This window comes from Mesorhizobium sp. CA4, assembly GCF_020165075.1.
Classification (GTDB): Bacteria; Pseudomonadota; Alphaproteobacteria; order Rhizobiales; family Rhizobiaceae; genus Mesorhizobium.
This window is the reverse complement of record NZ_JAIUHK010000001.1, coordinates 286,213-311,421: the sequence shown is the minus strand read 5'-3', so window position 1 is coordinate 311,421 and position 25,209 is coordinate 286,213. Positions and strand designations below refer to the sequence as shown.

Sequence of the window (25,209 nt, the reverse complement as noted above, 5' to 3'; positions counted from 1 at the left end):
AAAATGAAAAGCCGCTGGCCTGACGCGCTTCGCGGCGGCCGGACGAAGCTCGTCAAGCGCCGGCAAACCCGGGCCTCTTATGTCCCCGTTATCCACATATGTGACACACAAGATGTTGGGGTCACAAAAGCTACAAAAACGAATCCTTGACGGCTCGGAACGAGTCGCTTTTTATGGGCCATGCGCTCCTGTGGCGGGCGTGACCGGAGAGTTTAGAGGCCGGTCTTTTTTCCCGGATTTTGTGCGTTTTGCCAACTTTTCCGCCCGTTCACGAGGCCGGCGGAAGCGTTGGATCGTTTGGGCTTGGGTGGGCGAAAGGGAGAATTGTTGGCCTGGAAAAAATGATCTGTTAACACTATATTTAGTGTTTGCGGGCAGGCTGGACCCTAGATAATGTGAACCTCCCTCTTCCGAGGGAATCGACAAAGTTTCATTTGAGGGACCCGCGGGAGTCGGCCTGCAGCCCGGGCAAACGCCTGGCAAGGCGTTATGCTGTCTGCATGGCGGCGCCCGCGAAGAGGAGAGTGCCGGCGTCGCCTGCGATGCCGGCAAACGGCGGGCTGCGCTTTTCGTTGTGCGGGGCAGAGATTCCCGGAGAAAAGCGCTATATGTAGATACAAAGGGACCGGACCAATGCGCATCGAGCGTCGCTTCACCAAGCCAGAGCAATCAGCCTATGCGGAGATCGAATTCCGCAAGGCTTTGTCGGAGATCAAGAATCCCGACGGCTCGGTGGTGTTCCGCCTCGACAACATCGATGTGCCGGCGCAGTTCAGCCAGGTCGCGGCCGACATCCTGGCCCAGAAATATTTCCGCAAGGCCGGCGTGCCGGCGCGGCTGAAGAAGGTCGAGGAGAACGACGTCCCCTCTTTCCTGTGGCGCTCGATCGCCGACGAGGCTGAGCTCGCCAAGCTGCCCGAGGCCGAGCGCTACGGTTCGGAAACCGACGCCCGCCAGGTCTTCGATCGCCTCTCCGGCACCTGGACCTATTGGGGCTGGAAGGGCGGCTACTTCAAGTCGGAGGAAGACGCGCGCGCCTTCCGCGACGAGCTTGCCTATATGCTCGCCACCCAGCGCGTCGCGCCGAACTCGCCGCAATGGTTCAACACCGGCCTGCATTGGGCCTATGGCATCGACGGCCCGAGCCAGGGTCATTTCTATGTCGATCCCTTCACCGGCAAGCTGACCAAGTCGAAGTCGGCTTACGAGCATCCGCAGCCGCATGCCTGCTTCATCCAGAGCGTGCAGGACGACCTCGTCAATGAGGGCGGCATAATGGACCTGTGGGTGCGTGAGGCGCGCCTGTTCAAATACGGCTCCGGCACCGGCTCGAACTTCTCCATGCTGCGTGGCGAAGGCGAGAAGCTGTCCGGCGGCGGCCGCTCGTCCGGCCTGATGAGCTTCCTCAAGATCGGTGATCGCGCGGCGGGCGCCATCAAGTCGGGCGGCACGACGCGCCGCGCGGCCAAGATGGTCATCGTCGACGCCGACCATCCGGATATCGAGGACTTCATCGACTGGAAGGTCAATGAAGAGCAGAAGGTCGCCTCGCTGGTGACCGGTTCCAAGATCGTCAAGAAGCATCTCGAAGCGATCATGAAGGCCTGCGTCAATTGCGAAGGCAATGGCGACGACTGCTTCGACCCGGCGCTGAACACCGCGTTGAAGCGCGAGATCAAGGCGGCCAAGAAGGACGCCGTGCCGGAGAATTACATCTCCCGCGTCATCCAGTTCGCCCGCCAGGGCTACACCTCGATGTCGTTCAAGACCTACGACACCGACTGGGACTCGGATGCCTATCTCACCGTCTCCGGCCAGAACTCCAACAATTCGGTGTCGCTGAAGGACAATTTCCTGCGCGCCGTGGAGGCCGATGGCGACTGGCAGCTCACGGCCCGCAAGGACGGCAAGGTGCTGAAGACGCTGAAGGCGCGGGATCTGTGGGAAAAGATCGGCTACGCCGCCTGGGCTTCCGCCGATCCGGGCCTGCATTTCAACACGACGATGAACGACTGGCACACCTGCGCCTCCGCCGGTGCGATCCGGGCCTCCAACCCGTGCTCGGAATACATGTTCCTCGACGACACGGCCTGCAACCTGGCCTCGATCAATCTCCTGCCCTACCGCAAGCAAGACGGCACGATCGACATCGCCGCTTACGAGCACACCGTTCGCCTGTGGACCGTCGTGCTCGAGATCTCGGTGATGATGGCGCAGTTCCCGTCCAAGGAGATCGCCAAGCTCTCTTACGAATACCGTACGCTCGGCCTCGGCTACGCCAATATCGGCGGCCTCTTGATGACCTCGGGCATCCCTTACGACTCCGATGAGGGTCGCGCCATCTGTGCAGCGCTCACCGCCATTATGACCGGTGTTGCCTACTCGACTTCGGCCGAAATGGCCGCCGAGCTCGGCGCCTTCCCGGACTATGACCGCAACGCCCAGAACATGCTGCGCGTCATGCGCAACCACCGCCGCGCCGCTTACGGAGACAAGGACGGTTACGAGAGGCTCGCCGTCAATCCGGTGCCGCTGGTCGCCGCCGACCTCAAGCAGCAGGCGCTGGCCGAGCACGCCCGCGCCGCCTGGGACCGCGCCATCGAGCTCGGCGAGGAACATGGCTACCGCAACGCGCAGGCGACTGTCATCGCGCCGACCGGCACGATCGGCCTGGTCATGGATTGCGACACCACCGGCATCGAGCCCGACTTCGCGCTGGTGAAGTTCAAGAAGCTTGCCGGCGGCGGCTACTTCAAGATCATCAACCGCGCCGTGCCGGAAGCGCTCAGGACGCTGGGCTATTCCGAAAGCCAGATCGCCGAGATCGAGGCCTATGCGGTCGGCCATGGCAACCTCAACCAGGCGCCCGGCATCAATCCCTCGACGCTGAAGGCCAAGGGCTTCACCGACGAGAAGATCGCGGCGCTGAATGCGGCGCTGAAGTCGGCCTTCGACATCAAGTTCGTGTTCAACCAGTGGACGCTCGGCGCCGACTGGGTGAAGGACACGTTCGGCTTCACCGATGAGCAGCTTAGCGACGTCTCCTTCGAGATGCTGCCGGCTCTGGGCTTCTCGAAGAAGGACATCGACGCCGCCAACATCCATGTCTGCGGTGCCATGACGCTCGAAGGCGCGCCGTTCCTCAAGGCCGAGCACCTGCCGGTGTTCGACTGCGCCAGCCCCTGCGGCAAGATCGGCAAGCGTTCGCTGTCGATCCAGAGCCACATCCTGATGATGGCGGCGGCGCAGCCCTTCATCTCGGGCGCCATCTCCAAGACCATCAACATGCCGAACGAGGCGACGGTCGAGGACGCCAAGAACGCCTATATGCTATCGTGGAAGCTGGCGCTGAAGGCGAACGCGCTTTATCGCGACGGCTCGAAACTGTCACAGCCGCTCAACGCCTCGCTGCTCGCCGATGACGACGAGGATGAGGACGAGGCGGTCGAGCAGCTGATCGCCGCGCCTGCCGCGCAGCGCGCCGTGCAGGTGACGGAAAAGATCGTCGAGCGCGTCATCGAGCGGCTCTACCGCGACCGCGAAAAACTACCGAACCGCCGCAAGGGCTACACCCAGAAGGCCGTCGTCGGCGGCCACAAGGTGTATCTCCGCACCGGCGAGTTCGACGACGGGCGCCTGGGCGAGATCTTCATCGACATGCACAAGGAAGGCGCCGCTTTCCGCGCGATGATGAACAACTTCGCCATCGCCATCTCGCTCGGCCTGCAATATGGCGTGCCGCTCGATGAATATGTCGAGGCCTTCACCTTCACCAAGTTCGAGCCGGCCGGCATGGTGCAGGGCAACGACGCGATCAAGAACGCCACGTCGATCCTCGACTATGTGTTCCGCGAGCTCGCCGTCTCCTATCTCGGCCGCCACGACCTCGCCCATGTCGACCAGTCGGATTTCGACAAGACCGCGCTCGGCCGCGGCATCACCGAAGGCAAGGCGACGCCCTTCTCCAGGGGCCTCTATCGCGGCGCCTCGCCGGTGAAGCTGGTGTCAGCTGCCGGTTCAGACCCGAAGGGTTTCGGCGGCTCGGGGCCGTCGACCGCCCCTGCCCGCGCGGCGCCCACGGCCTTCTCAGGCTCCAACGTGCTGGCGCTGAAGCCGGCAAGCGACGAGGCCATCGCTTACAAGCGTGACTATGAGGAGCGCGCCAGGGAACTGGCCGAGGACATGGTGGAAGAAGAAGCCGAAGCCGCCGGCGGTACTGAGGCTTTATTCACCGACGCCGCAGCCAACGAGGCCGCCGAGGCCAAGAAGCTCGCCGCCACCCGCCGCCAGCAGTCGCTGCTCCAGGGCTACACCGGCAACGAATGCTCCGAGTGCCACAACTTCACCATGGTGCGAAACGGCACCTGCGAGAAGTGCGATACGTGCGGCTCGACGAGCGGATGCAGCTGAGAAATCTTAGCCGCTAAAACGCAACATCATCGGCCCGGTCGTAAGATCGGGCCGAAATGGCAAAGGGAACAAAAAGAGAAAGGGCCTTAAAAATTTTAAGTCGCGCAAATGCGCCTGAAAACACCAAAGCCGATCCCTTGGGATCGGCTTTGGATACCGCGAAAAGCCGAGGCCCACGCGGGGCGACGAGATTGAGAATCCCATCTCCTGTGATAAGGTTATTATATCGAGATTCTCCTCTCAGAGTCGAGAAGGCATCGGCACTTTCCGTAGCCTAACGAATCTAGAAAAGGATTTCTCGTATATGAAAATCGAACCGCAAATAAGCGCTAACAAATTAGTTGAATATTGTTTCGCGCGGTCACCCGAAGAACTGCTATTATCGAAGACGTCATTAGACCAAAGAACTTTCTTCTCGACACTCGATACAATGAAATCGAGCGCGCAATGATGTATTTCATTGAGTCTCATGGAAAAGACGACACTCGACTGACGCAGCTCGACAAAGCTCTGTTGTCTCGTAAGCCTGCCACCTCTCATGATGAGCAAAGGCTACTCACGGCCCATGACGCGACAGAGCTTTGCCGTACCATGAGCTTGGCGAAGCTACCTGCGACCGCAAAGATAGTCGGCATTCCAGATAATCAGCCGCGTTTCTCTCTTGGGGGCGTCGCGGTTGGCATTCGACCGACGAACTCATTCAAGTTGCCGCAAATGGGAAAAAAGTCATCAGCTTTCGGTCTGATCAAGCCCTACACTTGCAAAACGCTGCCGTTAGTATGGAAACCTCCGCACTCCACGGTACCCTGCTGCATTGGTACGCCGAGGAGTCGTTCGTTGGTGCTGGCGAACCTCGCCCAGAGTTGTGCTTTGTCGTTGACGTTTTTGCGCAGAAAATCTTCACCGGACCTCGTAACTATAGCCAACGGCGAAAACTGCTGGCAGCTTCGTGCCTAGAGATTGCTGATAGGTGGCAATCCATAAGAGCCCGACTGACTGCGGGCGAGGCGGGACGTCGCAAACAGCAGAAAGATAAGTAGACCGAAGCCCTAAGAAATTGGCCAATCCTCCCTTCCCTTGTTTATAGGAGAAGGGAGGAGTCGACCTACAAGGTTTCGAAATAACCATGATCGACCACATAACCGTCGAAGTCAGCGATCTCTCTAAGAGCAAGCTCTTCTACGAAAAGGCTTTCGCGCCCTTGGGCTACAGCCTCTCCTTCGGCAAGGAAGGCATCTTCTGGGCCTTCGATGTCGGCAATGGCTGCCTGTTCGAAATCCAGAACACGGGTGAGAAGCCGCCGCTCACCCATCTGCATGTTGCGTTCCGGGTGAAGAGCAAGGCGGAGGTCGAGGCGTTCTATCGGGCGGCGCTCGATGCCGGCGCGGCGGACAATGGGGCGCCCGGACCGCGCCCGGATTATGCGGAGCATTACTACGCCTGCTTCGTGCTCGACCCCGATGGCTACAACATCGAGGCGATGATCAACGGGGGGTAGGTGGGGATGCCCCTTCTGCTTCGTCATTCCAGGGCGGAGCAAGGAGCGAAGCGACGCGCGCAGACCCTGGAATCCATTCCGTGACTTTGAAGCGTTGCAGCGATGCAGAATTCTGCTCCGTTTGCACGCTTCACCGTGGTCACGGAATGGATCCTCGGGTCAAGCCCGAGGATGACGACCGCGCGGGGCCGAGGCATGAGCGCCCTCTCCTTCTCCCCCTTGTGGGAGAAGGTGGATCGGCGCGTAGCGCCGAGACGGATGAGGGGTGTTCCAGCGGAGTGAGACGCTGGCGATCTTGCTGCGGCGCCCCAAGCCGGCAAAGGTTTTCGTCAAGCTGGAGCACCTCTCATCCGGCCGCTTCGCGGCCACCTTCTCCCGCAAGGGGAGAAGGGAAAACCTCGCCTAATCCGCGTCGGCCATCATCTGCCCGCCTCCGCCCAGCCAGGCGCGCCATTGGCGCTCGTCGCCATGGAAGACGTTGAGGTCGATACGGCCGCTCACGCCATGCGACAGGCCGGAGCCGGAATACTGCCAGAACAGCCACTTGCGGCCCGGATAGACTTTTGACGGATGCGCCGCCACCGCGCGCAGCCAGAACGGGTAATCCAGGAAGGCGCCGCGCAGATTGTCGCGATAGAAATCGGGGCTGGTGTAGATGATGGGCCGCTGGCCGTAGTGGCGCTCCAGCTTGTCCATGAACACCTGCATCTTCTCTAGCACCTTGTCGCGCGACGGCTTGCGTCTGCACGAAGAGTCGCCGTTCCACTCGACGTCGATGACCGGCGGCAGCGCGCCATCGACCTTCGGCACGTTGCGGATGAACCAGTCAGCCTGCTCGCCCGCGGTGCGGCACCAATAGAAGAAATGATAGGCGCCGCGCTTCAGCCCGGCGGCATCGGCGTTGCGCCAGTTCTTCATGAACATCGGGTCGAGATGGTCGCCGCCGTCGGTCGCCTTGATATAGGCGAAATTGGCGCCCTGGGCGCGCAGCTTTTGCCAGTTGATGTTACCCTGCCAGCGCGAGACGTCGACGCCGTGAACGGCAAGATGGCGCGGCGAAGCGCGGCCGAAATTGATCGGCTTGGCGTCGCGGAACGCGTAGCGCGTGACCGGACCGGCGAGCATGGCGGGCGCGGCGCGCGACAGCCGCTTCGGCGGCGAGACGAGCGCTACTTCCTGCACCGGCGGCTCGACGCTGTCCAGCAGATCGGTCGCCGGGAAGTTCACCGTCTCTTCCTCGGCAAGGCCGAAGGGGCGCGAATTTTCGTCGCCGGGGCGCGAGTTCTCGTCGCCGGGGCTCGCGTTAGCCTCGTGGAGCAGCGGCGCCGGCGGCTTGATGCGCGTGGCGTCCGACATCGACGCGGTCTCGACGGTTCTTTCGGTAATGGCGGTCCTCGCGCCCTTCGATACGGGCGCGCTTGGCCGCACAACCGAGCTCGTCGTCTCGTTGGACGGCATCTGCAAGGCATCGACGCCCGACGTGGACGAGCAGCCGGCAAGGCAAAGCGATGCGAGCACGAAACTGACGACGCCAAAAATCCGCATCTTGACCTGTACGCAAAACAAAACAGACCGAAGGCAGGAACAGCGCCGCCGGAAACGCCATTCCTAATGAGAAATTACCAACAAAGTTTGAATCAAAATTTACTTTTGGCGCGATCGGATGATTCGGGTGGCGCCGAAGAAGATTGGCTAGCGCCTGAACACGCCGATCATCGGTCCCAGATTCCAGAAATCGTCGTTGCGGCCGATCCCGGGCGCATAGAGGCTCGAGATCGAGCCGTCGAGGAAGAGCGCGTTCGGGCAGCCGAGCCGGTCGCGGAACAGCCGCGCGAATTCGTGGAAGGTCACGACGTCGTCCGAGATCGCGAAGACCGCGACGCCGTCGGCGCGCACGCCCACGCCATCGCGGATCTTTCGCGAGGTGCCGTCTGCCTGGAATTTCGGATGCAGCTTGCCGTCGATGACCAGCATCGGTCCGGATTGCGTGGCGTAATCCACGCGCGGCGGACGTTTGAGATAATCCCTGGTCGCGCGAACGCCGGCCTTGCCGTCGCTGAGATAGAAGATGCCGTTGGGCTGCATGGAGAAATTGCCGGTTCCCGATCCGGTCTTCGCCGGCGTGACCCGCTCGCCGCGTTCGACATATAGCCCGACCGGCGCGAGATCGGGGTGATACATGCCGGCATTGAGGCCGAAAAGCAGGGTACGTCCCGTCGCCTGCTGCGCGCTGCGCAGATTGTGCAGCGACCGATAGAGTTCGCCATCCTTGTTCTTCCAGAACAGCTCGATGGAAAAATGCTTCGGATCGGCCTCGCAGACCAGATAGGTCGCGTTCTCGAAAATCTGGTTGCGGCAGGGCGGCAGCGCCGCCAGCCATTGGCCAAGCCCTATGCCCGCGCCAATTGCTGCCGGCACCGCCGATTTCACCAGCGTGGCCAGCAACGGCACGGATTGCAGCAGCGTCCCAAGATCCATCAGCGCGTCCGGCGGTCAGCTGGCGATAGAGCGGATTCGGTCGAGACCTCTAGACAAGCCAGCCGGTCGCGACGCCGATCAGCAGCACCACGCCGAGCAGGCCGCGATAGATGACGAACGGCCAGGCGGAGAAGCGCTCGAGCACCCGCATCAGCCCCCAAATGGCGAAGAAGGCCGAGATCGACGCGACGACAAGGCCGACGGCCAGGATCGACCAGCCATGCGCGTCGAGATGCACCTTGTGCAGTTCATAGAGCTCCTTGAGCCCGGCCAGCGCGATGGCCGGCAGGCCGAGCAGGAACGACAGCCGCGCCGCCTCGGGCCGGGCGAAGCCCAGCCCCATCGCCGCCGTCAGCGTCGAGCCCGAACGCGAGACGCCGGGAATAAGCGCGCCGACCTGGGCGACACCCACCAGCAGCGCGTCAAGGATCGATGCCTGGCGCAGCACGAGCTTGTGGCTGGCGAAGATCTCGGCCAGCGCCAGAAGGATCGCCATGGCGATGCAGGCCCAGCCGATGACGGCCAGCCCGCGCAGCGGCGAGTTGCAGGCGTTGAGCATGCCGGAAAGCGCAAGGCCGGCAATGATGATCGGGACAGTGGCAAGCACGATGCTGATCGCGAGCCGGAAATAGCGGTCGCTGAAATCGCGGCGCGAGATCGCCGTCAGCGAACCGAACAGCACGTCCCTGACATCGCTCCAGAAATAGCTGACCACCGCCGCCAGCGCCGCCAGTTGCATGGCGGCCGAGAAGGCCGAGCCGGGATCCTGCCAGCCGAGCACGGCCGGCACGATGCGCATATGCGCGGTCGAGGAGATCGGCAGCAATTCGGTGATGCCTTGCACGATGCCCAGAATTGCCACCTTGGCATAACCCAGGCCGACAAAGCCGGTGTCCAGTCCTTGAGTGCAGACGTCGGTCATCTCAATCCTTTTCCCAGCGCCCCGGCCCGAGGCAAAAGTGAATCGTCATTCGAAAAGCCTGGCAGACAGGCTTAGCCTCACGATAGCGTGATTCCAACTCACGGATTTGTAAGGTGGCGCTAATCCTGCTTGACAACTGGCGCTGCCATATTATCCTGCGCTAATCTTACAGTGTAAGGCAAATCGGAGGAGCATCACGATGTCGACCGCCGCCCTCTCGGAATTGGAGCCGGTCACGCCGCCGGAAACGCATGCTGCCGAAATCGCGATCGAGGAGGTGTCGCGTGATACCAGCCGCGCCATCGAGCGCGCCGAAGTCGCTGCCTGGCTCGACCTCTACGAAGCGGCGCCGACGGATTTCGCGGCCCGGCAAGGGCTTGCGATTGACAGGGACGGCGATCTTGTCTGGACCACCTGCACGACGATCCCGTTCATCCATTTCAACTGCGTGAAGAATATCGGCGTCGATGGTCCCGCGACGGAAGAACAGGTCGACACGTTGCTCGCGCATTACCGCGATGCCGGCATCAGGCGGCCGTGGTTCTATACCAATCCACATGCTGAACCGGCGCGGCTGCGGTGTTGGCTGGAAGCGCGCGGCCTGCAGCATCAGGGCGGCTGGGAGCGCATCTATCGCGACGCGACGCCGCTGCCGGACGAACCGCTCTTCCCGGCCGACCCGCTGATCCCGGTCGACGATCTGGTGGTCGAGGAGGTTACGCGCAGGACGACCTCGGAATGGGCTTCCTTCATCGATGCCAAATACAGGCTTCCCACCACGCCCTGGCTCACGGCGCTTGTCGGTCGCAAGGGCTGGCGTCACTATATGCTGAAACGCAGGGGCGCGGTCGCCGCAGTACGCTCGCTCTTTATCTCAGATGGTGCCGCCTGGAGCGGTCTCGACGCGCCGGTGCCGGGAATCATGGCGCCGAGCTTCGATCTGGATGCCATGCTCGGCGAAAGACTGGTTCGCGACGGCATAGCCGCCGGCGCGAAACTGTTTGTCGCCGACATCGAGGCGCCGCGCCCCGACCGCGACGGGCCGGCCTATCGCAACTACGACCGGCTCGGCTTCAAGCTCGCCTATTTGCGCAATCATTACAGCTACCTGCCCGCTCATTCGAGCTGAACCGGGTCGCCTCAGCGGTAGAGCCACTGCTTCAGGCAGCCTCTTGCCACCACATGCGCGGGTGGCACCGAAGCCTGATCGATGCGGGAATCATCGCTCGCCCTCTTGCGAGCCTTTTCCAGAAGCAGGCGAATCTCGGCCGGGCGCACGCGGTCGCGCGCCATCACGAGTTGGACCATCGGGTCGTTCAAAAGCTCGTCCAGGGTGTTGATGCTCTCGCTCATCCGTCGCCTCCTCGATGCCTTCCCGCATGGCGCTTAGATAGGCAGCCAAAGATGGCCCGCCAATGACGCTTTGCCGGCTATGTCGTGAATCGAAGATGAAATTTTTGTGCAGGCCTGCGTCGCAATGACTCAGGCCGGCGGCGCGCCTTCATATTGCGGCAGGCCATCGTCGAGCATCACCCAGGGCTGCTTCGAGGCGGTCCAGAAATGCATGTCGGGCTTGAACAGCGACGGATCGTCGAGCGAGCCGGAGGTGACGCCGAGGATGCCCCTGGAGTCGCGCCGTGAGAATAAAGTCGTGCCGCAAGCCGGGCAGAAGCCGCGCTTGAGGTCCGGCGTGGAATTGATTGTCGCCACCGGCCCTTCGATGGTCACGTCGTCGATGCGAAACAGAAGTCGCGCATTGAAGGCGGCGCCGATCGCTCTCTGGCAGATCCGGCAATGGCAGACGCGTTCGTTGACCGGTTCGACTTCGGCCTTGTAGCGCACCGCGCCGCATAGGCATCCGCCCTCATATTTTGCCATGGGAAGCTCCTGTTCCTGGAGTAGCGGCACGCTTTAACTGCAGGTACGACAGCGTCAATCAAAAAGCGTTGATGGAACGCGATCGCTAACGGTGATAGGTCCCGCCCCCTAACGAGAAATCAGTGGCGCTTGGCCTGCACCAGATAGGCGTCGATTGTGGTCTCGCCGAGCCACTTCGCGGCTTCGAGCCTATGCAGCCCCTCGACCAGGATGTGGCGCTTGCCGTCGTGCCGCACCTGTATCGGCGTCTTCATGCCGTTTTCGAGAATATCCTCGGCGAGATGGCGCACCGTCTCGGGATGCAGCGTCTTGCGCCGCGCCGTCGGTACATAGATGTCGTCGACCTTGATCTTTTGCACACGCAGCATGTCGGCTCCCTGTGGGAAATCTTGCGCCAGGGTCTGTCGAGATTCAGGTCAGGCCGAGCCGAGAAAGGCGGTTCCCGAGAACCGGAGCGGAGCGTACTTAAAGTACGTGAGCACCGGAAGCGCAGGGAACTGCCATTCGCAGGCCGGTCTCACCTGAATATCGGTAGACCCGAGGATGAAGTAACTCGTTTGCCGGACATCGCCAAGCGCAAGCGCGCTGGCCCGATGCTTTCCATTTGACGCTTGGCCGGCCGATGGTCTCAATGATGGCCTCGTGATCTCAGGTGTTTCTTGACGCAACTGCCCACCGAATTCCCCGATTTCGGGCTCACGCCCGAGCAGCGCCGCGAGGCGGTGCGCGGCCATTATTACGAATGGCCGGGAATGGATGGCTCGAGCGGCGAGATTTGGGCCTACAGCGACCGGTTCTCCTATCGTCCGGGCGAACTGGTCACGCTTTTCGTCAGCGCGTCGGCGCCGCAATTCAGCCTTGCCGTCATTCGCGACGGCGAGAGCGAAACAAAGGTGTTCGAGGGAGCGGGCCTGACGGCGCGCTGGCAAGATACGCCCGACCAATGCTCTGTCGACGGCTGCGGCTGGGAGGCCTCGTTCGAATTCCGCGTCGGCGTCGACTGGCCGTCCGGCGCCTACCGCGTGACGCTCTCGGTCGAAGGCCGCGACGGCACGCCGATTCACAGCCATCATCTCTTCATCGTTACACCCTTGCCCGGCCGCAAGCCCGGCCGCCTGCTGCAGGTCGCCGCGACCGGCACCTGGCTCGCCTACAACACCTGGGGCGGCTCGAACCATTATCAGGGCATCACCGGCCCGAACCGCGACCAGTACGCGACGACGGTGTCGACGCAGCGCCCCTGGTGCCGCGGCTTCGTCGTGCTGCCCAAGGATGCGCCGCGCGTGCCGCTGGAAGTCGTGGTGCCGCCGAAGACCGTGCCACGCTATCCGCATATGGAATGGGCCTTCGCCACCGGACATTCGAAGAAATACGCCTCGTCGGGCTGGGCGAGCTACGACAGCCATTTCTTCCGCTTCGCCGAGCGCGCCGGCTATCAGGTCGATCTTGCCAGCCAGCACGACCTCCATTTCTCGCCCGAAATCCTCGACGGCTATGACTGCGTCGTCTTCGTCGGCCACGACGAATACTGGACCTGGGAGATGCGCGATGCCGTCGACAATTATGTCGAGCGCGGCGGACATGCGGCGCGCTTTGCCGGCAATTTCATGTGGCAGACGCGGCTGGAGGACCAAGGCCGCCGCCAGGTCTGCTACAAATACAAGGCGCGGGCGGAAGACCCGGCCTATCGCGGCGGCGACGTCAGCCGCGCCACCAATTCCTGGGAAGCGCCGGAGATCGGCCGTCCCGGCAGCGCCACCTTCGGCCTCAATGCTACCCGAGGCGTCTATGCCGGCTGGGGCGGCTGCGCGCCGCGCGGCGTGCGCGGCTTTCCGGTGTACCGTCCCGAGCACTGGGCCTTTGCCGGCACCGGCGTCTATTACGGCGACCTGCTCGGCGCCGACAGCCATGTCTACGGCTATGAAGTCGACGGCCTCGAGTTCGAGATCCGTGGCGGTTTGCCCTACCCGACCGCGACCAGCGGCGCGCCGGACGGCTTGCAGGTGCTGGCCGTCGGCATGGCGAGCCAAGTCGAGGAAAGCGCCGACATCCCGATCGAGGACCAGTTCCTCACCGACGAGGATGGCCGCTTCACCGCCGAAACGTTGTTCGGCGAGGCGAGCGACGCCAATCTCGACAAGGTCAAGCGCGGCAACGGCATGATCGTCAATTTCCCGCGCGGCAAGGGCGAGGTGTTCCATGCCGGAAGCTGCGAATGGGTCGCCGGCTTGCTAAGGCAGGACGCGATGGTCGAACGCGTGACCAAAAATGTTCTCGACCGCTATCTTGGAAAATCCTGACATGTCGAAACCGGAAGTCCAGCCCGCAGCAGAGGCCGAAACGCGACCGCCGTCGCATCTGTTCTACCTCTCCAGCCTGCGCCGGCCGCTCGTCGACCGCGCCGAGGGCATCTATTTCTGGACAAAGGACGGCCGCCGCTTCATCGACGGCTCGAGCGGGCCGATGGTCGCCAATATCGGCCATTCCAACCGCAACGTGCTCGACGCCATGAAGCGGCAGATGGACAAGACCACCTTCGCCTATCGGCTGCATTTCGAGAACGAACCCGCCGAAGAGCTGGCGCGCGCGCTGGCCGGCAAGCTGCCCGAAGGCATGGATCGCATTTTCTTCGTGTCGGGCGGCTCGGAAGCGACCGAATCCTGCATCAAGCTCGCCCGCCAATGGGCGGTCGCCATCGGCCAGCCCAAGCGCTGGAAGGTGATCACCCGCTTCCCCTCCTATCATGGCGGGACGCTTGGCTCGCTTGCCGTCACCGGCGACGATGCGCTTGCCGAAACCTTCACCCCGATGATGCGGGTAATGCCTACGGTGCCGGCGCCCACCGCCTGGCGCGACCGCGACAACCTTTCGATGGAGCAGCGCGGCATCCGTTACGCCGACATGCTGGAGGAGAAAATCCAGGCTGAAGGCCCCGAAAACGTTCTGGCCTTCATCATGGAGCCGATCGGCGGTGCTGCGACCGCAGCCCTGGTCGCGCCCGACAGCTATTATCCGCGCATCCGCGAAATCTGCGACCGCTACGGCATCCTTCTGATCCATGACGAGGTGATGAGCGGCGCCGGCAGGACAGGCAAGTTCCTCGGCGGCGACCACTGGAACTGCAGGCCCGACATCGTCGCCCTCTCGAAGGGCCTGGGCTCGGGCTACGCGCCACTCGGCGCTCTGGCAGCACCCATGCGCCTGGTCGAGCCGCTGCTGGCCTCCGGCGGCTTCCAGCATGGCCACACCTATGCCGGCAATCCGCTCGCCTGCGCCGCCGGCCTTGCTGTCCTTGGTGAAATGGACCGGCTCGAGCTCATCGCCAACGCCGCCGCGATGGGCGAGGTGCTGATGGCAGAGTTGAAGGGCTTGCAAAAGCGCTTCCCCTTCATCGCCGACGTGCGCGGCAAGGGCCTGCTCACCGGCGCCGAAATGGTCGCCGATCCGGAGACGCTGAAGCCCATCGACCCGGCCAGCAAGGCGACGCAGCGCCTGCTCGACCACGCCTATGCGCGCGGGCTGATCATCTATGGCCGCAAGGTCAAGGGCGGCGTCGACGGCGACAATTTCATGGTGGCGCCGCCGATGATCATCACGGCCAAGCAGATCGGCGAGATGATCTCTATCATCGGCGATTCGCTGAAGGCGCTGGCCGCGGAGCTCAACCTGCCGGTGGAAGGATGAGAAAGGTGTTTTGATGCCGGCACCAATCACCCTCCGCCCCGGCACCATTGACGACGTCGAGACCATCCACGCCGCCCTGCTGCGCCTCGGCACACATATCGGCGCGCACCAGGAAATCACCTCGACGCCCGACGATCTCCGCCGCTACGGCTTCGGCGAAAAACCCGCTTTCTCGACGCTGATCGCCGAGATCGACGGCGAATTCGCCGGGCTTTGCCTGCATTTCCCGATCTTCTCGACCTGGATCGGCCGTCCCGGCGTTTATGTGCAGGACCTTTACGTCGAGGATCGTTTCCGCGGCCGCCGGGTCGGCGAAAGGTTGCTGCGGCGCGTCGCGAAGGAATGCCGCGCGGCGGGCGGCGTCTACCTGAGGCTCTCCGTCGATACCGACAATGAGACGGCCAAGGCCTTCTACGAAAGACTGGGCATCGGCCGGTCGAGCTACGAGCAGGTGCAGAAAATCGTCGGCGACGCCTTTTTCGCCTTTGCCGACACGCCGGAGGAATGACGATGAAAGCCTTCTATGCCGAGGAGCAGAAACGCCATGACCCGAGGGCTTTCCTCTCCAGCGGCGCGCCGCAGCCCAACCCGGAAAAGCCGGAGCGGACCGAACGATTGTTAGCCGGCGCGAGATCGGCCGGCTTGACGATCGAACGCCCAGAAAATCATGGGCTCGGCCCGATCGCGGCGGTGCATACGCCTGAATATCTCGATTTCCTCGAGCACATTTTTGCGCGCTGGCAGCGCATCGAAGGCGCCTCGGCGGAAGTCATCCCGAACATCCACCCGATCGCCCGCAATGGCTCCTATCCGGCCTCGGCGGTCGGCCAGGCCGGCTACCACATGGCCGACACCGCCTGCCCGATCTCGGCCGAGACCTGGAACAGCGCGCTGTGGAGCGCCTGGAGCGCAGTGGAAGCTGCCGAAGCGGTGATGGCCGGCGCGCCTTCGGCCTATGCGCTCTGCCGCCCGCCCGGCCATCACGCCTTCGGCGATGTCGCCGGCGGCTTCTGCTTCATCAACAATTCGGCGGTCGCGGCGCAGGTGCTGCGCAAGAACGCCGCCCGCGTCGCGATCCTCGATGTCGACCTGCACCACGGCAACGGCACGCAAGGAATCTTCTATGCCCGCCCCGACGTGCTCACCGTCTCGCTGCATGCCGATCCGGTGCGCTTCTACCCGTTCTTCTGGGGACACGCCGACGAGCGCGGCGAAGGCCTCGGCCTCGGCTACAATCTCAACCTGCCGCTGCCGCGCAAGTCCGGCGACGCGCCCTTTCTCGAAACGCTGTCGGCGGCCTTCCAGCGCATCCGCGCCTTCGCGCCGGAAGCGTTGGTCGTGGCGCTCGGCCTCGACGCTTTCGAGGGCGATCCGTTCGGCGGCCTGTCGGTGACGACGCCGGGCTTCTCGCGCATCGGCGAAGCGATCGCCGGGCTCGGCCTGCCGACGGTCATCGTCCAAGAAGGCGGCTATCTTTGCGATGCGCTCGGCGACAATCTCACCGCTTTCCTCACCGGCTTCGGCGGCAAGCAGGGTTAGGAGCAATTCCAGGAAAAGTGTGTAGCGGTTTTCCGTCCGGAATTGCGTAAAGCTAAAAACTACGAACGCTGCTGCCGCAGCATCGCGATCACACGATGCACGCTCTCCAGCGTCTCTTGGATCTCGGCCGCCGTGTTGTAATGCGCAATGCCGATGCGCACGACGCCCTGCTCGGCGGGTATGCCCAGCTGGTGGACGACCTCCCACGCATAATTGTGGCCGGACCAGACGAAAATGTTCTCGGCATTCATCTGCCGTACGATCGTTTCCGGCGCGATCCCTTCGACGCTGAAGGAAATCGTTGGCACACGCTCGGCGAGGCGATTCGGATCGGTGATGCCGTGGATGACCAGGCCCTCGATGTCGGACAGGCCTTCGATCAGTTGTCCGGCAAGCCTGTTCTCGTAAGCGATCGAGACCTCGAACGCCTTGGCGATCCGCTGCCGCCGCGATCCGGTCTCGCCGGCGGCAGCGCCGAGATCGGCGAAATAGTCGATGGCCGCCGTTAACCCGGCCATCAGCTCGATCTGCGGCGTGCCAAGCTCGAACCGCTCCGGCAGGGCGTTGGACGAGCAGCGGCATTTGTAAGGCTCGAGCGCGTCGATGACATCGCGGCGGCCCCACAATATGCCCATATGCGGCCCGAAGAATTTATAGGCGGAGCAGATCAGGAAATCGCAGCCGAGCGCCTGCACGTCGATCAGCCCATGCGGCGCGAATTGCACGGCATCGACATAAACCAGCGCGCCGGCCTGTTTAGCTGCCGCCGTCAGCGTCTTCACCCGGTTGATCGAGCCGGTGAGGTTCGAGGCATAATTCAGCGCGACAAGCCGCGTTTTTTGCGAAAGCAGCGCCTTCAGCGCCGCTTCCTCCACCTGCCAGCTCCGCTCGTCGAACGGCAGGAAGCGCACGACCAGGCCGAGATCCTCGGCAAGCTGCAGCCAGGGCGAGACATTGCCCTCGTGATCCATGCGCGTGACGATGATCTCGTCGCCCGGTTTCATCGTGCGGCCAAGCGTGCGCGACATGTGGTAGGTCAGCGTCGTCATGTTGGCGCCGATGACGATCTCCTCGACGCTTGCGGCGTTCAGGAAATCAGCCATCGCGGCATGCGCAGCATCGACCACTTTTTGGGCCGCGACCGTTGTCTCAAAGAACCCACCCAGATTGGCGTTGGTCGAGAGCAGGCAGCGCGCCACCGCATCTGCCACCGTCAGCGGCACCTGCGTGCCGGCGGGATTGTCGAGATAGACGCGCCGGCGCCCGTCATCGGCCAGCGAAAGCGCCGGAAATCTGCCGCGCACGGCCTCGATCGGAAAATCTGCCATCCTCTCCACCCTCTGTTTTTTAGAAGATTCCTGCTCAAGGGCACGGATTGCCGACACGCTGGTGGATGGCGTCGACCGCCTTCTGCATCTCTTCCGTCCAGGTGACGTCGACCGAGGACAGCGCCGTCTCGAGCTGCGCGGTCGTGGTCGCGCCAATGATATTCGCGGTCACGAAGGGCCGGCTCGCCACATAGGCGTTGGCGAAAAGCGCCGGCTCCATGCCGAAGGAACGCGCGAGCTCATTGTATTGAAGCAGCACCTCCGCCGCATTCGGCGTCTCGTAACGCTGGCCGCGGTTGAAGAGCTGTGTGCGCGAGCCCTGCGGCCGCGCGCCATGATCGTATTTTCCGGTGAGATAACCCTGCGCCAGCGGCGAATAGGGAAGAAACGCGATCACCTCGCGCTCGCAGACCTCGGCAAGGTTCACCTCGAAGGTCCGGTTGACGAGGTTGTAGGCGTTCTGTAGCGAGGCGACGCGCGGGCCGGAGCCCTTCTCGGCTTCGAAGACGAAACGCATGACGCCCCAGGAGCTTTCGTTCGATAGGCCGAGATGGCGGATCTTGCCGGCTTTCACCAGGTCCTCGAAGACGGCGAGCGTCTCGGCAACCGGCGTCTCGTCTCCCGGAGCCCCTGCCGCATCCGCACGCCGCGCCACCGCTCCGACGCGCGTCGGGTTCGAACCCCACGGAATGTCCCGGTCCGGCCAGTGGATCTGGTAGAGGTCGATATAGTCGGTGCCGAGCTTGGCCAGCGATTTCTCGACCGCGTCGAAAATGTCGGCGCGCACCAGCTTCGACGGACGATCGCCGCGGAACCATGCGTTGGCCGTGCGGCCGACCACCTTCGAGGCAAGGATGACCTTGTCGCGGTTGCCGTTGGCCTTCATCCAGCTGCCGATGATCCTCTCGGTTCGCCCTTGCGTCTCTGCCTTGGGCGGGATCGGGTAAAGCTCGGCCGTGTCGATGAAATTCACCCCGCGCGAGAACGCCAGATCCATCTGCGCATGGCCTTCCGCCTCGGTGTTCTGCTGACCCCAGGTCATCGATCCGAGGCAGATTTGCGAAACAAGGAGATCGGTCCGACCGAGGCGGCGTTTATGCATGGGGTTCTCCGGCGGGAGGTTTGCGCGGACAGCGCGGGGAGGAGGTTGAACATAGAGCAAAACGCTTGCGTTTTGCAAAGCCGCCCAGTTTCGAGATTGGCCGAAGCGTCAGTCAGTTCGTCATTCTAGGGCGGAGCAAGGAGCGAAGCGACGCGCGCAGACCCTGGAATCCATTCCGTTACCCTAAAGCGTTGCAGTGGTTACAGAATTCTGCACCGTTGCACTCTACGTTGAAGGTCACGGAATGGATCCTTGGGTCTGCGCTCCGCTTCGCGTCGCTACGCCCAAGGATGACGAATATTGGAGAGGCTCCAGCCAATTTCGATAGCGAAGTCTCTGATGGAGGGAACTACCGCCTCGCCCCGGCCAGCGCCCGCCGCTTGGCCTCGTCGATCAGCATGTTGGCAACCTGCATGCGGATCATCGCACGCTGGCGCAGATGCGGCGCGACCCGGTCCGGATGGTTGGCGAAGGCGAAATTACGGCGGATGCGACCGAAATCGGCGTTCTTGGCGGGACGGTCGAGGCCGAGCTCGCCGGCGATCGCTTCGGGATCGATCGGCGGCAGCTTTTCCTCCGGCCAGTGCTCTTCGCCGGCAAGCGTCAGTTTCGCCTGGTCGAGAAGTGCCGCGAACTCGGCCGCGAGGTCAGCGCCTTGCTCGCGATATTCGGCGGCGACGCTCTCGCCGGCGACCTTGATGCGGCCGGAATGCAATTCATCGGCCACGGACAGATAGTCGAACGGGATAGACGGCCGGGCGCCCTCGTCTTCGCCTTTCTCCGAGGCGACGATCAGGTCGTCGAGCAACGAAGCGAAATCGAGCTTGTTCCCGGTGCCGATCTCAACCTCCTATCGTGACGGCATGCACTGATGCCGCCAAACATAAGGAGCTCTCGTTAAGAATGAATTCTGGCGATGCTGACAATTGGCGGCTTTTCCGCCCGGCAACACGGCATCGGACAATAAAAAGCCGGACTGCTCTTTGCAGTCCGGCAAGTTCGCCAGGAGTGGCGAGGAAAAAGCCAGCCATGTGCCGGCACGATTGCCTACGGTCGAGCCTACCGAAAAGTTTCACGGAGAATCGACTGTGACGGAAAAAATCTGGTGCGGCATGGCAGCCATGCAAATGCTGCACTGCACAATTTTTAGCAAATCGCCTATATCGTGATGTCGGGAGGACCAACAGGGGCAACTGAGTCATGGGGTTCTTCACTGAAATGTTCGCCCGGCCGAGGCCGCAGGAACACCAGCGTTACCGCTCGGCGCTCGCACTTCTGAACGCGATGAGCAATGCCGACCGCGCCGATATCGGCGTCAAGCCGGCGGATTTTCCGCGCATCGCGCGCGAAATGTCGATCCGCTGAGCCGAATCGAAGAGGTTTCCCGGAGTGCTGGGAAACCTCTAAACCACTCCAAGTCAGCGATTTCCCAGAAAAGTCTGCTTGCCGAGCGGCACGCCGTTGTGGCGCAGGATGTCGTAGGCCGTGGTGACATGGAAGTAGAAATTCGGCATCGCCAGGTGCAGCAGATATTGCAGGCCGGGCAGCGTGGTTTCACGCCCTCCCAGTCTCACTTCGACGGTCCGGTCCTCGGAGCCTTCCAGGTCAGCCACTGAGAAAGTCGCCAGATGATCGAGCGTCTTGGCAATCCGGGCCTGCAGCTCGGCAAAGCTCGCTTCATTGTCCTCATATTTCGGCACATCGCGGCCGGCGAGCCGCGACGGCGCGCCCTTGGCATGGTCGGTGGCGATCTGGACCTGCCTGGCCAGCGCGAACATGTCGGGCGCCAGCCGCGCGGTCAGGAACACCTGCGGATCGATCTTGCGTTCGCCGGCATTCTGCTCCGCCGCCGTCAAGACGCTGGCCAGCGCCTTCAGCCTGGCGGCAAACACGCCGACCGATATGTCGTACATGGAAATGGTCACGGGTAACCTCCGACGCGGCCCCAGCGCCGCGGGCCGTGAACTAGCGCCTCCCACCACGATTCTTCAAGCGGTCCTGTCCACGGCGTCACCACGCCGCCGCAATCGCCGTGGTAGTATTTTCGTTACCGAGCGGAGGATTCGATGAAAAGAGCCACTTTCGCAGCGACTGCCTTTTTCTCACTGGCCGGCTTCGCGCAGTCCGCGTCCGCGGCGGATGCACCCTATATCGATGACCGATCAAGCGCCGAAGCGGTCGTCCGTTCGCTCTACAGCGCCATAAACCGCCACGAATTCGCCCGTGCCTGGGGCTATTTCGGCGATACGAAGCCGGCAAAAGACTTCAATGCCTTCGTCAAGGGTTACGACGGCACGGACAGCGTCGAAGTCAAGACCGGCGCTGTCTCGGAGGACGGTGCTGCCGGCAGCATCTACTACAGCGTTCCGGTTGCCATCCAGGCGACCGACAAGAAGGGCGAGGCCAAGATTTTCGCCGGTTGCTACACGGTCCGCCGGGTCAACGCGCAGATCCAGGAGCCGCCTTTCCAGCCGATCTTCATCGACAAGGGCGCGCTGAAGCCTTCGACCGAGGATTTCGGCAGCGCCGTGCCGGCAAGCTGCGGCGACGGTCCGCCGCCGCCGAAGAAGGACGCGGCGCTGGAACAGGCCAAGAAGGCCTTCCTCGCCACCTACGGCGACCAATGCGACAAGCAGGATCCAGAGGGCAAGCCGATCGGCGAGCCCGAGGCTCATTCCATCCATTACAAGGACAAGGATGCCCAGCCCAGCGACCCGGAGCGCGAGACGCGGCTGTTCCGCTTCTTCTGCTCGATGGCCGCCTACAATGAGACGGCGGTCTACTACATCGCCGACGACGTCAACGGCGTCTCACAGCTACAGTTCACCGAGCCGGACCTCGACATCCGTTACGAGAACAACAACAGCGAAGGCAAGGTCGAGTCGATCCACGTCATCGGTTTCAAGACCAGCGGCTGGGCGACCAATTCGGACTATGACGACAACACCAAAACCATCACCACATCCAACAAATGGCGTGGCGTGGGGGATGCCTCGTCATCGGGAACCTACCTCTTCCGCAACGGCGATTTCTCGCTCGTCCAGTATGACGTCGATGCCTCTTATGACGGCGAGATCAATCCGCAGACGATCATCGACTACAACACCGCACCCTGAACGCCGAACGTCGGTCAGGGCGCTTTGGTCAGCATCCAGTTCAGCGTGCCGCGCCAGTCGACCATGCGGATCGGCGTGCCGTGGGTGCCGGTCTCAAAGCGCACGAAGCGGGTCGGATAAGACTTCTTGGCCAGAATCGAGCGGAAAAAGGCCTCCTGCTTCTCCACCGGGAAGACCACGTCATGGCTGCCCTGTCCGAAAAACACCGGTACGCGGCGCTTGAAAGCGGGGCTGGTGAGAAAGCTGTCGTCCCACAGCGATCCCAGCAGCAGCAGCCCATTGATGCGGCCGCCCGTGTCCTTGCGCGCGGCGAGCTTCCAGCAGATCATGCCGCCCATCGAGCCGCAGGCGACGAAGATTTTCGCGCCCGGCGATGTCTCGGCGTAGTGATCGATGAGCGCCGCGACCTGCGCCGCGCCCTTGTCGCCGAAATCGGGGAAATCCGGCGAAAGATAGAGCCCGTTATTGGCGGCCATCAGGTTCTTGATGCGGTTGAAATTGCCGCCGAAAGTGAAGTCGTCGACGCCTTGCTTGCGGCTGCCGCCTTGCCCATGCAGGTAGAGCACGATGATGGAGGCGCCTTCGGTCCTGCCGACCGCGACATGCCTGATGTCGCCGGCGTCGGTCTTCAGCATCAGGTCCTGCTGCACCTTGCGCACACCGGGATCGGTATACTGCGCATGCACACGCCTTTCCGGCACCTCGTCACGCTGATTGATGTCGCGCATCTCGCGATAGTCGAGGACGGTGTAAGCGCCATTGTCGCCGGTCGACAGTGTCGCCGGATAGGCGAAGAGATCGTCCTTGAACGATTTCAGCGAAAGCGTTTGCCCCTCGGCGACCGAGAGGGAAAACGCTGTCGCGGCGATCAGGGCGAAGAAAAGTCGGAAACGCAAAGCCATGCCGAGAGGCATGCGGAATTCGGCTCCGCTTTGTCAATCCTGCAGAACGCCGCCCGCCCCCTCCAGCGCCTCGCGCGTGTCGACATCGATCGAGGCGCCCTGCCCGATCTCGACATCGATGATGTCGAGACCCTCGGCCTCGACCAGATGGCGCGCGCCGGTATCGCCCTCGAGCTGCGCGACGGCCGCGAAAAGCGAGCGCGGCAAAAGCACCGGATTGCCGCGCTTGCCTTGGTGCGAAGCGCGCACCACGGAGCGGCCGCCGGAACTGCGGAAAGCGTCGATCAGGCTGTCGAGATCGCGTGACGAAACGCCCGGCATGTCGCCAAGCACGATCAGGGCGCCGGCCGCGTCGGGCGCGACCTTCGCGATGCCCGCCTTCAACGACGAAGCGAGGCCATCGGCGAAGTCCGGATTGTCGGCGACCGTCACACCGAGACCGGAAAGCGCAGAACGCACGCGCTCGCGCTGGTGGCCGGTGACGACGATGGTGGCCGCCGCCTTCGAGCCCAACGCGCGGGAGGCGGTACGGCGCACAAGCGGCTCGCCGTCGAACAGCGCCAGAAGCTTGTTCGGCCCGCCCATGCGGCTCGAACGGCCGGCGGCCAGGAGCACTATATCGACCTTCAGCGCCGACCTTGCCGGCTGCGGCGCCGGCTCGCGCGGCTGCGGCCTGCTCGGGATTTCCATCAGGAGCCCCCCGACGCCCATGCCGGCAATGTCGCCCGCCGTCACCTCGAGTCCGGCAACCAGGCGATCGAGCACCCAGTCGAAGCCATTCTCCTTCGGGCTGCGGGCACACCCGGGCGCGCCGACGACGCGCTTGCCGTCGAGGGTTCCGAGCACCAGCAGATTGCCGGGATCGACGGGCATACCCGCGCGGACGATTGTGCCACCGGCACGCTCGATCGCAGCCGGCACGACATCGGCGAAGTCGCTCATCGCCGAGGCGCCGAAAATCACCACCATGTCGTTGTCACGCGCCAGCTGGGTTGCGGCCGCGGCGACCGGCGCCACCTCATGCGGGGTGCGCCGCTCGGCCGTCAATCGGCCGCCGAAACGCGCCAGCCGCGCCTCGGTGACGCGCAGCGTCTTGTCGAGCACGCTCGGTTTGACGCCGGGAAGCACCGTCTGAATCACGCCGACAGTGACAGGGCGATAGGCGTTGACGGCAAATATCTCGCGGCCGGCGCAGATCCTCACCACGCGGTCCACAAGGCTTGCGGCGACGGCAAAGGGGATGATCTTGACCGTCGCCACCATCTGGCCCTTCTCGACAGGCGCGTGCTGCGCCAGCGTCGCGACGGTGATGGCCGGATCGACGGCATTGATGGCGTCGATCATACCGGCTTCGACGGTAAAGACGCCCGAAGCACCTGCGTGCAGGTTCACTCGCCCGGTCGCGGCCGGCTTGACCTCGATATTGCGGTGGCGCATGGCGGTGGCGATCTTAGCGGCAGCGGCATCCTCACCGAGATCATGCTCGTCAAGAACCGCCGCGACGACCTCGCCGACGCCCGCCGCCTTGAGCGCCGCGGTATCCTCCCCGCTCAGCCGGTGCGCCTTGCGGAAGCGTTTTTCACCGGCGGTGGTCGCATGAGCCAGGACCGCCCCTTCCGCTTCGTCGATCGGAACAGGTCCGAATTTCACGCCACCGCGCCTTTCGCTTCGAGACCGCGCGAGCGGAAGGCGTGGATTGTCTGCGCAAGCACCGCGACGGCGATCTCGGCCGGACTGGCAGCACCGATGTCGAGGCCGATCGGCGCGTGGATGCGGGCAATCTGGTCGGCGCCGGCGCCAAGCGCCAGCAGGCGTTCGACGCGCTTGGCGTGAGTCTTGCGGCTGCCCAGCGCCCCGACATAGAAGCATCGCGCGTCGAGCGCCGCCTTCAGCGCGAAATCGTCGATCTTCGGATCGTGGGTGACGGCCGCGAGCGCGGTATAGCTGTCGAGCGGCGCGCGCTTCAGCACATCCTGCGGCCATTCGGCGTGCAGCGCGACGTCGGGGAAGCGTTCCGGGGTGGCAAACGCGGTGCGCGGATCGATGATCTCGACCGGGTAGCCGGCGATCTTCGCCATCGGCGCCAGCGCCTGGCTGATGTGCACGGCGCCGATCACCACCAGGCGCGGGCGCGGCAGATGCGCGTTGAGAAAGAAGGTCCGCCCTTCCGCCTCCACCGATTGCGAATTGCCGGTGCGGAACGCATTGGCGATCGCCGCCCCGAGATCGCCTGCGACATGGTCGCCCTCGCGCACTATGCGGTCGCGGCCGTCGCCAAGGTCGGTCACAAGCACCGCGGCGCGGCGGGCGCGGCGTTCTTCATTGAGCGTCTTCAGGACGTAGGGATCCATC

The 25,209-nt window shown here is 63.2% G+C and carries 22 protein-coding genes and 2 pseudogenes; 10 read left to right on the top strand and 14 right to left on the bottom strand.

The features are described 5' to 3' along the window. The first annotated feature begins 633 nt into the window (after positions 1 to 633). Complete coding sequence (locus tag LB528_RS01540) at positions 634 to 4,410, top strand: vitamin B12-dependent ribonucleotide reductase (RefSeq protein ID WP_224713595.1); 3,777 nt, start codon at positions 634 to 636, stop codon at positions 4,408 to 4,410. Positions 4,411 to 5,536: 1,126 nt separating this feature from the next. Then, entirely contained in the window at positions 5,537 to 5,908 is a 372-nt protein-coding gene (locus tag LB528_RS01535; protein WP_224713594.1) for a VOC family protein, read from the top strand. 402 nt (positions 5,909 to 6,310) lie between these two features. Here the strand turns inward: LB528_RS01535 and LB528_RS01530 are convergent. The 4 genes and pseudogenes from LB528_RS01530 to LB528_RS01520 form a co-directional block, all read right to left on the bottom strand. Next, a pseudogene (locus LB528_RS01530) lies at positions 6,311 to 7,177 on the bottom strand (GH25 family lysozyme); the annotation flags it as partial. 135 nt (positions 7,178 to 7,312) lie between these two features. Next, positions 7,313 to 7,453, bottom strand: a pseudogene (locus LB528_RS30505) (muramidase); the annotation flags it as partial. 147 nt (positions 7,454 to 7,600) lie between these two features. Next, a complete protein-coding gene (locus tag LB528_RS01525; protein ID WP_224713592.1) occupies positions 7,601 to 8,386 on the bottom strand; it encodes a phosphodiester glycosidase family protein in 786 nt (261 codons plus the stop codon). Positions 8,387 to 8,435: 49 nt separating this feature from the next. Further along, positions 8,436 to 9,308: an undecaprenyl-diphosphate phosphatase gene (locus tag LB528_RS01520; protein ID WP_224713591.1), complete on the bottom strand. Its 873-nt coding sequence runs from the start codon at positions 9,306 to 9,308 to the stop codon at positions 8,436 to 8,438. A 199-nt stretch (positions 9,309 to 9,507) separates the two neighbouring features. On the opposite strand from LB528_RS01520, the gene LB528_RS01515 reads away from it, so the two are divergent. Next, positions 9,508 to 10,437, top strand: coding sequence for a hypothetical protein (locus tag LB528_RS01515; protein WP_224713590.1), 930 nt, complete (start codon positions 9,508 to 9,510; stop codon positions 10,435 to 10,437). A gap of 11 nt (positions 10,438 to 10,448) precedes the next feature. Here LB528_RS01515 and LB528_RS01510 read toward each other — a convergent pair whose 3' ends face one another. From LB528_RS01510 to LB528_RS01500, 3 genes are all read right to left on the bottom strand, one after another. Further along, the gene (locus tag LB528_RS01510) at positions 10,449 to 10,661 is read right to left on the bottom strand and encodes a hypothetical protein (RefSeq protein WP_224713589.1); all 213 of its coding nucleotides are present in this window, start codon (positions 10,659 to 10,661) and stop codon (positions 10,449 to 10,451) included. A gap of 129 nt (positions 10,662 to 10,790) precedes the next feature. Next, positions 10,791 to 11,186: a GFA family protein gene (locus LB528_RS01505; RefSeq protein WP_040981201.1), complete on the bottom strand. Its 396-nt coding sequence runs from the start codon at positions 11,184 to 11,186 to the stop codon at positions 10,791 to 10,793. Positions 11,187 to 11,305: 119 nt separating this feature from the next. Next, a complete protein-coding gene (locus tag LB528_RS01500) occupies positions 11,306 to 11,554 on the bottom strand; it encodes a ParB N-terminal domain-containing protein (protein ID WP_224713588.1) in 249 nt (82 codons plus the stop codon). Between the two features lie 291 nt (positions 11,555 to 11,845). Here LB528_RS01500 and LB528_RS01495 point away from each other — a divergent pair, with 291 nt between their 5' ends. From LB528_RS01495 to LB528_RS01480, 4 genes are read left to right on the top strand one after another with little or no spacing between them, the layout of a single operon-like run. Continuing rightward, on the top strand, positions 11,846 to 13,486 hold the full coding sequence (locus LB528_RS01495) for a N,N-dimethylformamidase beta subunit family domain-containing protein (RefSeq protein WP_224713587.1): 1,641 nt from the start codon (positions 11,846 to 11,848) through the stop codon (positions 13,484 to 13,486). A gap of 1 nt (position 13,487) precedes the next feature. Continuing rightward, entirely contained in the window at positions 13,488 to 14,870 is a 1,383-nt protein-coding gene (locus LB528_RS01490) for an aspartate aminotransferase family protein (protein ID WP_224713586.1), read from the top strand. Positions 14,871 to 14,883: 13 nt separating this feature from the next. Further along, positions 14,884 to 15,378, top strand: a complete 495-nt coding sequence (locus LB528_RS01485) for a GNAT family N-acetyltransferase (protein ID WP_224713585.1) — start codon at positions 14,884 to 14,886, stop codon at positions 15,376 to 15,378. A 2-nt stretch (positions 15,379 to 15,380) separates the two neighbouring features. Then, a complete protein-coding gene (locus tag LB528_RS01480) occupies positions 15,381 to 16,409 on the top strand; it encodes a histone deacetylase family protein (RefSeq protein WP_224512083.1) in 1,029 nt (342 codons plus the stop codon). A 59-nt stretch (positions 16,410 to 16,468) separates the two neighbouring features. On the opposite strand, the gene LB528_RS01475 is transcribed toward LB528_RS01480, so the two are convergent. The 3 genes from LB528_RS01475 to LB528_RS01465 all read right to left on the bottom strand — a co-directional run bounded on the left by LB528_RS01475 (position 16,469) and on the right by LB528_RS01465 (position 19,647). Continuing rightward, complete coding sequence (locus tag LB528_RS01475) at positions 16,469 to 17,737, bottom strand: cysteine desulfurase-like protein (protein WP_224713584.1); 1,269 nt, start codon at positions 17,735 to 17,737, stop codon at positions 16,469 to 16,471. A gap of 34 nt (positions 17,738 to 17,771) precedes the next feature. Continuing rightward, the gene (locus tag LB528_RS01470) at positions 17,772 to 18,839 is read right to left on the bottom strand and encodes an aldo/keto reductase (protein WP_224713583.1); all 1,068 of its coding nucleotides are present in this window, start codon (positions 18,837 to 18,839) and stop codon (positions 17,772 to 17,774) included. Positions 18,840 to 19,188: 349 nt separating this feature from the next. Beyond that, a complete protein-coding gene (locus LB528_RS01465) occupies positions 19,189 to 19,647 on the bottom strand; it encodes a hypothetical protein (protein WP_224713582.1) in 459 nt (152 codons plus the stop codon). Positions 19,648 to 19,765: 118 nt separating this feature from the next. Between LB528_RS01465 and LB528_RS01460 the strand changes: the two genes are divergently transcribed. Together LB528_RS01460 and LB528_RS01455 are read left to right on the top strand one after the other, a co-directional pair. Continuing rightward, positions 19,766 to 20,008 carry a hypothetical protein gene (locus tag LB528_RS01460; RefSeq protein ID WP_224713581.1) on the top strand — a complete coding sequence of 81 codons (243 nt, stop codon included), beginning with the start codon at positions 19,766 to 19,768 and terminating at the stop codon, positions 20,006 to 20,008. Positions 20,009 to 20,039: 31 nt separating this feature from the next. After that, positions 20,040 to 20,204: a DUF1127 domain-containing protein gene (locus tag LB528_RS01455; RefSeq protein WP_140546832.1), complete on the top strand. Its 165-nt coding sequence runs from the start codon at positions 20,040 to 20,042 to the stop codon at positions 20,202 to 20,204. A 53-nt stretch (positions 20,205 to 20,257) separates the two neighbouring features. Here the strand turns inward: LB528_RS01455 and LB528_RS01450 are convergent, their stop codons facing one another. Next, complete coding sequence (locus LB528_RS01450) at positions 20,258 to 20,764, bottom strand: DUF1993 family protein (protein ID WP_224512094.1); 507 nt, start codon at positions 20,762 to 20,764, stop codon at positions 20,258 to 20,260. 141 nt (positions 20,765 to 20,905) lie between these two features. Between LB528_RS01450 and LB528_RS01445 the strand changes: the two genes are divergently transcribed. Next, positions 20,906 to 21,955: a DUF1176 domain-containing protein gene (locus LB528_RS01445; protein ID WP_224713580.1), complete on the top strand. Its 1,050-nt coding sequence runs from the start codon at positions 20,906 to 20,908 to the stop codon at positions 21,953 to 21,955. A gap of 14 nt (positions 21,956 to 21,969) precedes the next feature. Here the strand turns inward: LB528_RS01445 and LB528_RS01440 are convergent, their stop codons facing one another. The 3 genes from LB528_RS01440 to LB528_RS01430 are packed head-to-tail and all read right to left on the bottom strand — an operon-like array spanning position 21,970 to position 25,208. After that, positions 21,970 to 22,857: an alpha/beta hydrolase gene (locus tag LB528_RS01440; RefSeq protein ID WP_224713613.1), complete on the bottom strand. Its 888-nt coding sequence runs from the start codon at positions 22,855 to 22,857 to the stop codon at positions 21,970 to 21,972. A 33-nt stretch (positions 22,858 to 22,890) separates the two neighbouring features. After that, the gene (locus LB528_RS01435) at positions 22,891 to 24,507 is read right to left on the bottom strand and encodes an NTP transferase domain-containing protein (protein WP_224713579.1); all 1,617 of its coding nucleotides are present in this window, start codon (positions 24,505 to 24,507) and stop codon (positions 22,891 to 22,893) included. Next, positions 24,504 to 25,208 (bottom strand): XdhC family protein, encoded by a 705-nt coding sequence (locus LB528_RS01430; RefSeq protein WP_224713578.1) that lies wholly within the window; start codon positions 25,206 to 25,208, stop codon positions 24,504 to 24,506. Before LB528_RS01430 ends, LB528_RS01435 begins: the two co-directional genes overlap by 4 nt. Position 25,209: the final 1 nt, after the last annotated feature.

Bases quoted from the DNA above. Each gene is read 5' to 3' on its own strand.
- LB528_RS01540 (WP_224713595.1), top strand. From the start codon at position 634: ATGCGCATCGAGCGTCGCTTCACCAAGCCAGAGCAATCAGCCTATGCG.
- LB528_RS01535 (WP_224713594.1), top strand. From the start codon at position 5,537: ATGATCGACCACATAACCGTCGAAGTCAGCGATCTCTCTAAGAGCAAG.
- LB528_RS01525 (WP_224713592.1), bottom strand. From the start codon at position 8,386: ATGGATCTTGGGACGCTGCTGCAATCCGTGCCGTTGCTGGCCACGCTG.
- LB528_RS01520 (WP_224713591.1), bottom strand. From the start codon at position 9,308: ATGACCGACGTCTGCACTCAAGGACTGGACACCGGCTTTGTCGGCCTG.
- LB528_RS01515 (WP_224713590.1), top strand. From the start codon at position 9,508: ATGTCGACCGCCGCCCTCTCGGAATTGGAGCCGGTCACGCCGCCGGAA.
- LB528_RS01510 (WP_224713589.1), bottom strand. From the start codon at position 10,661: ATGAGCGAGAGCATCAACACCCTGGACGAGCTTTTGAACGACCCGATG.
- LB528_RS01505 (WP_040981201.1), bottom strand. From the start codon at position 11,186: ATGGCAAAATATGAGGGCGGATGCCTATGCGGCGCGGTGCGCTACAAG.
- LB528_RS01500 (WP_224713588.1), bottom strand. From the start codon at position 11,554: ATGCTGCGTGTGCAAAAGATCAAGGTCGACGACATCTATGTACCGACG.
- LB528_RS01490 (WP_224713586.1), top strand. From the start codon at position 13,488: ATGTCGAAACCGGAAGTCCAGCCCGCAGCAGAGGCCGAAACGCGACCG.
- LB528_RS01485 (WP_224713585.1), top strand. From the start codon at position 14,884: ATGCCGGCACCAATCACCCTCCGCCCCGGCACCATTGACGACGTCGAG.
- LB528_RS01480 (WP_224512083.1), top strand. From the start codon at position 15,381: ATGAAAGCCTTCTATGCCGAGGAGCAGAAACGCCATGACCCGAGGGCT.
- LB528_RS01475 (WP_224713584.1), bottom strand. From the start codon at position 17,737: ATGGCAGATTTTCCGATCGAGGCCGTGCGCGGCAGATTTCCGGCGCTT.
- LB528_RS01470 (WP_224713583.1), bottom strand. From the start codon at position 18,839: ATGCATAAACGCCGCCTCGGTCGGACCGATCTCCTTGTTTCGCAAATC.
- LB528_RS01455 (WP_140546832.1), top strand. From the start codon at position 20,040: ATGGGGTTCTTCACTGAAATGTTCGCCCGGCCGAGGCCGCAGGAACAC.
- LB528_RS01445 (WP_224713580.1), top strand. From the start codon at position 20,906: ATGAAAAGAGCCACTTTCGCAGCGACTGCCTTTTTCTCACTGGCCGGC.
- LB528_RS01440 (WP_224713613.1), bottom strand. From the start codon at position 22,857: ATGGCTTTGCGTTTCCGACTTTTCTTCGCCCTGATCGCCGCGACAGCG.
- LB528_RS01430 (WP_224713578.1), bottom strand. From the start codon at position 25,208: ATGGATCCCTACGTCCTGAAGACGCTCAATGAAGAACGCCGCGCCCGC.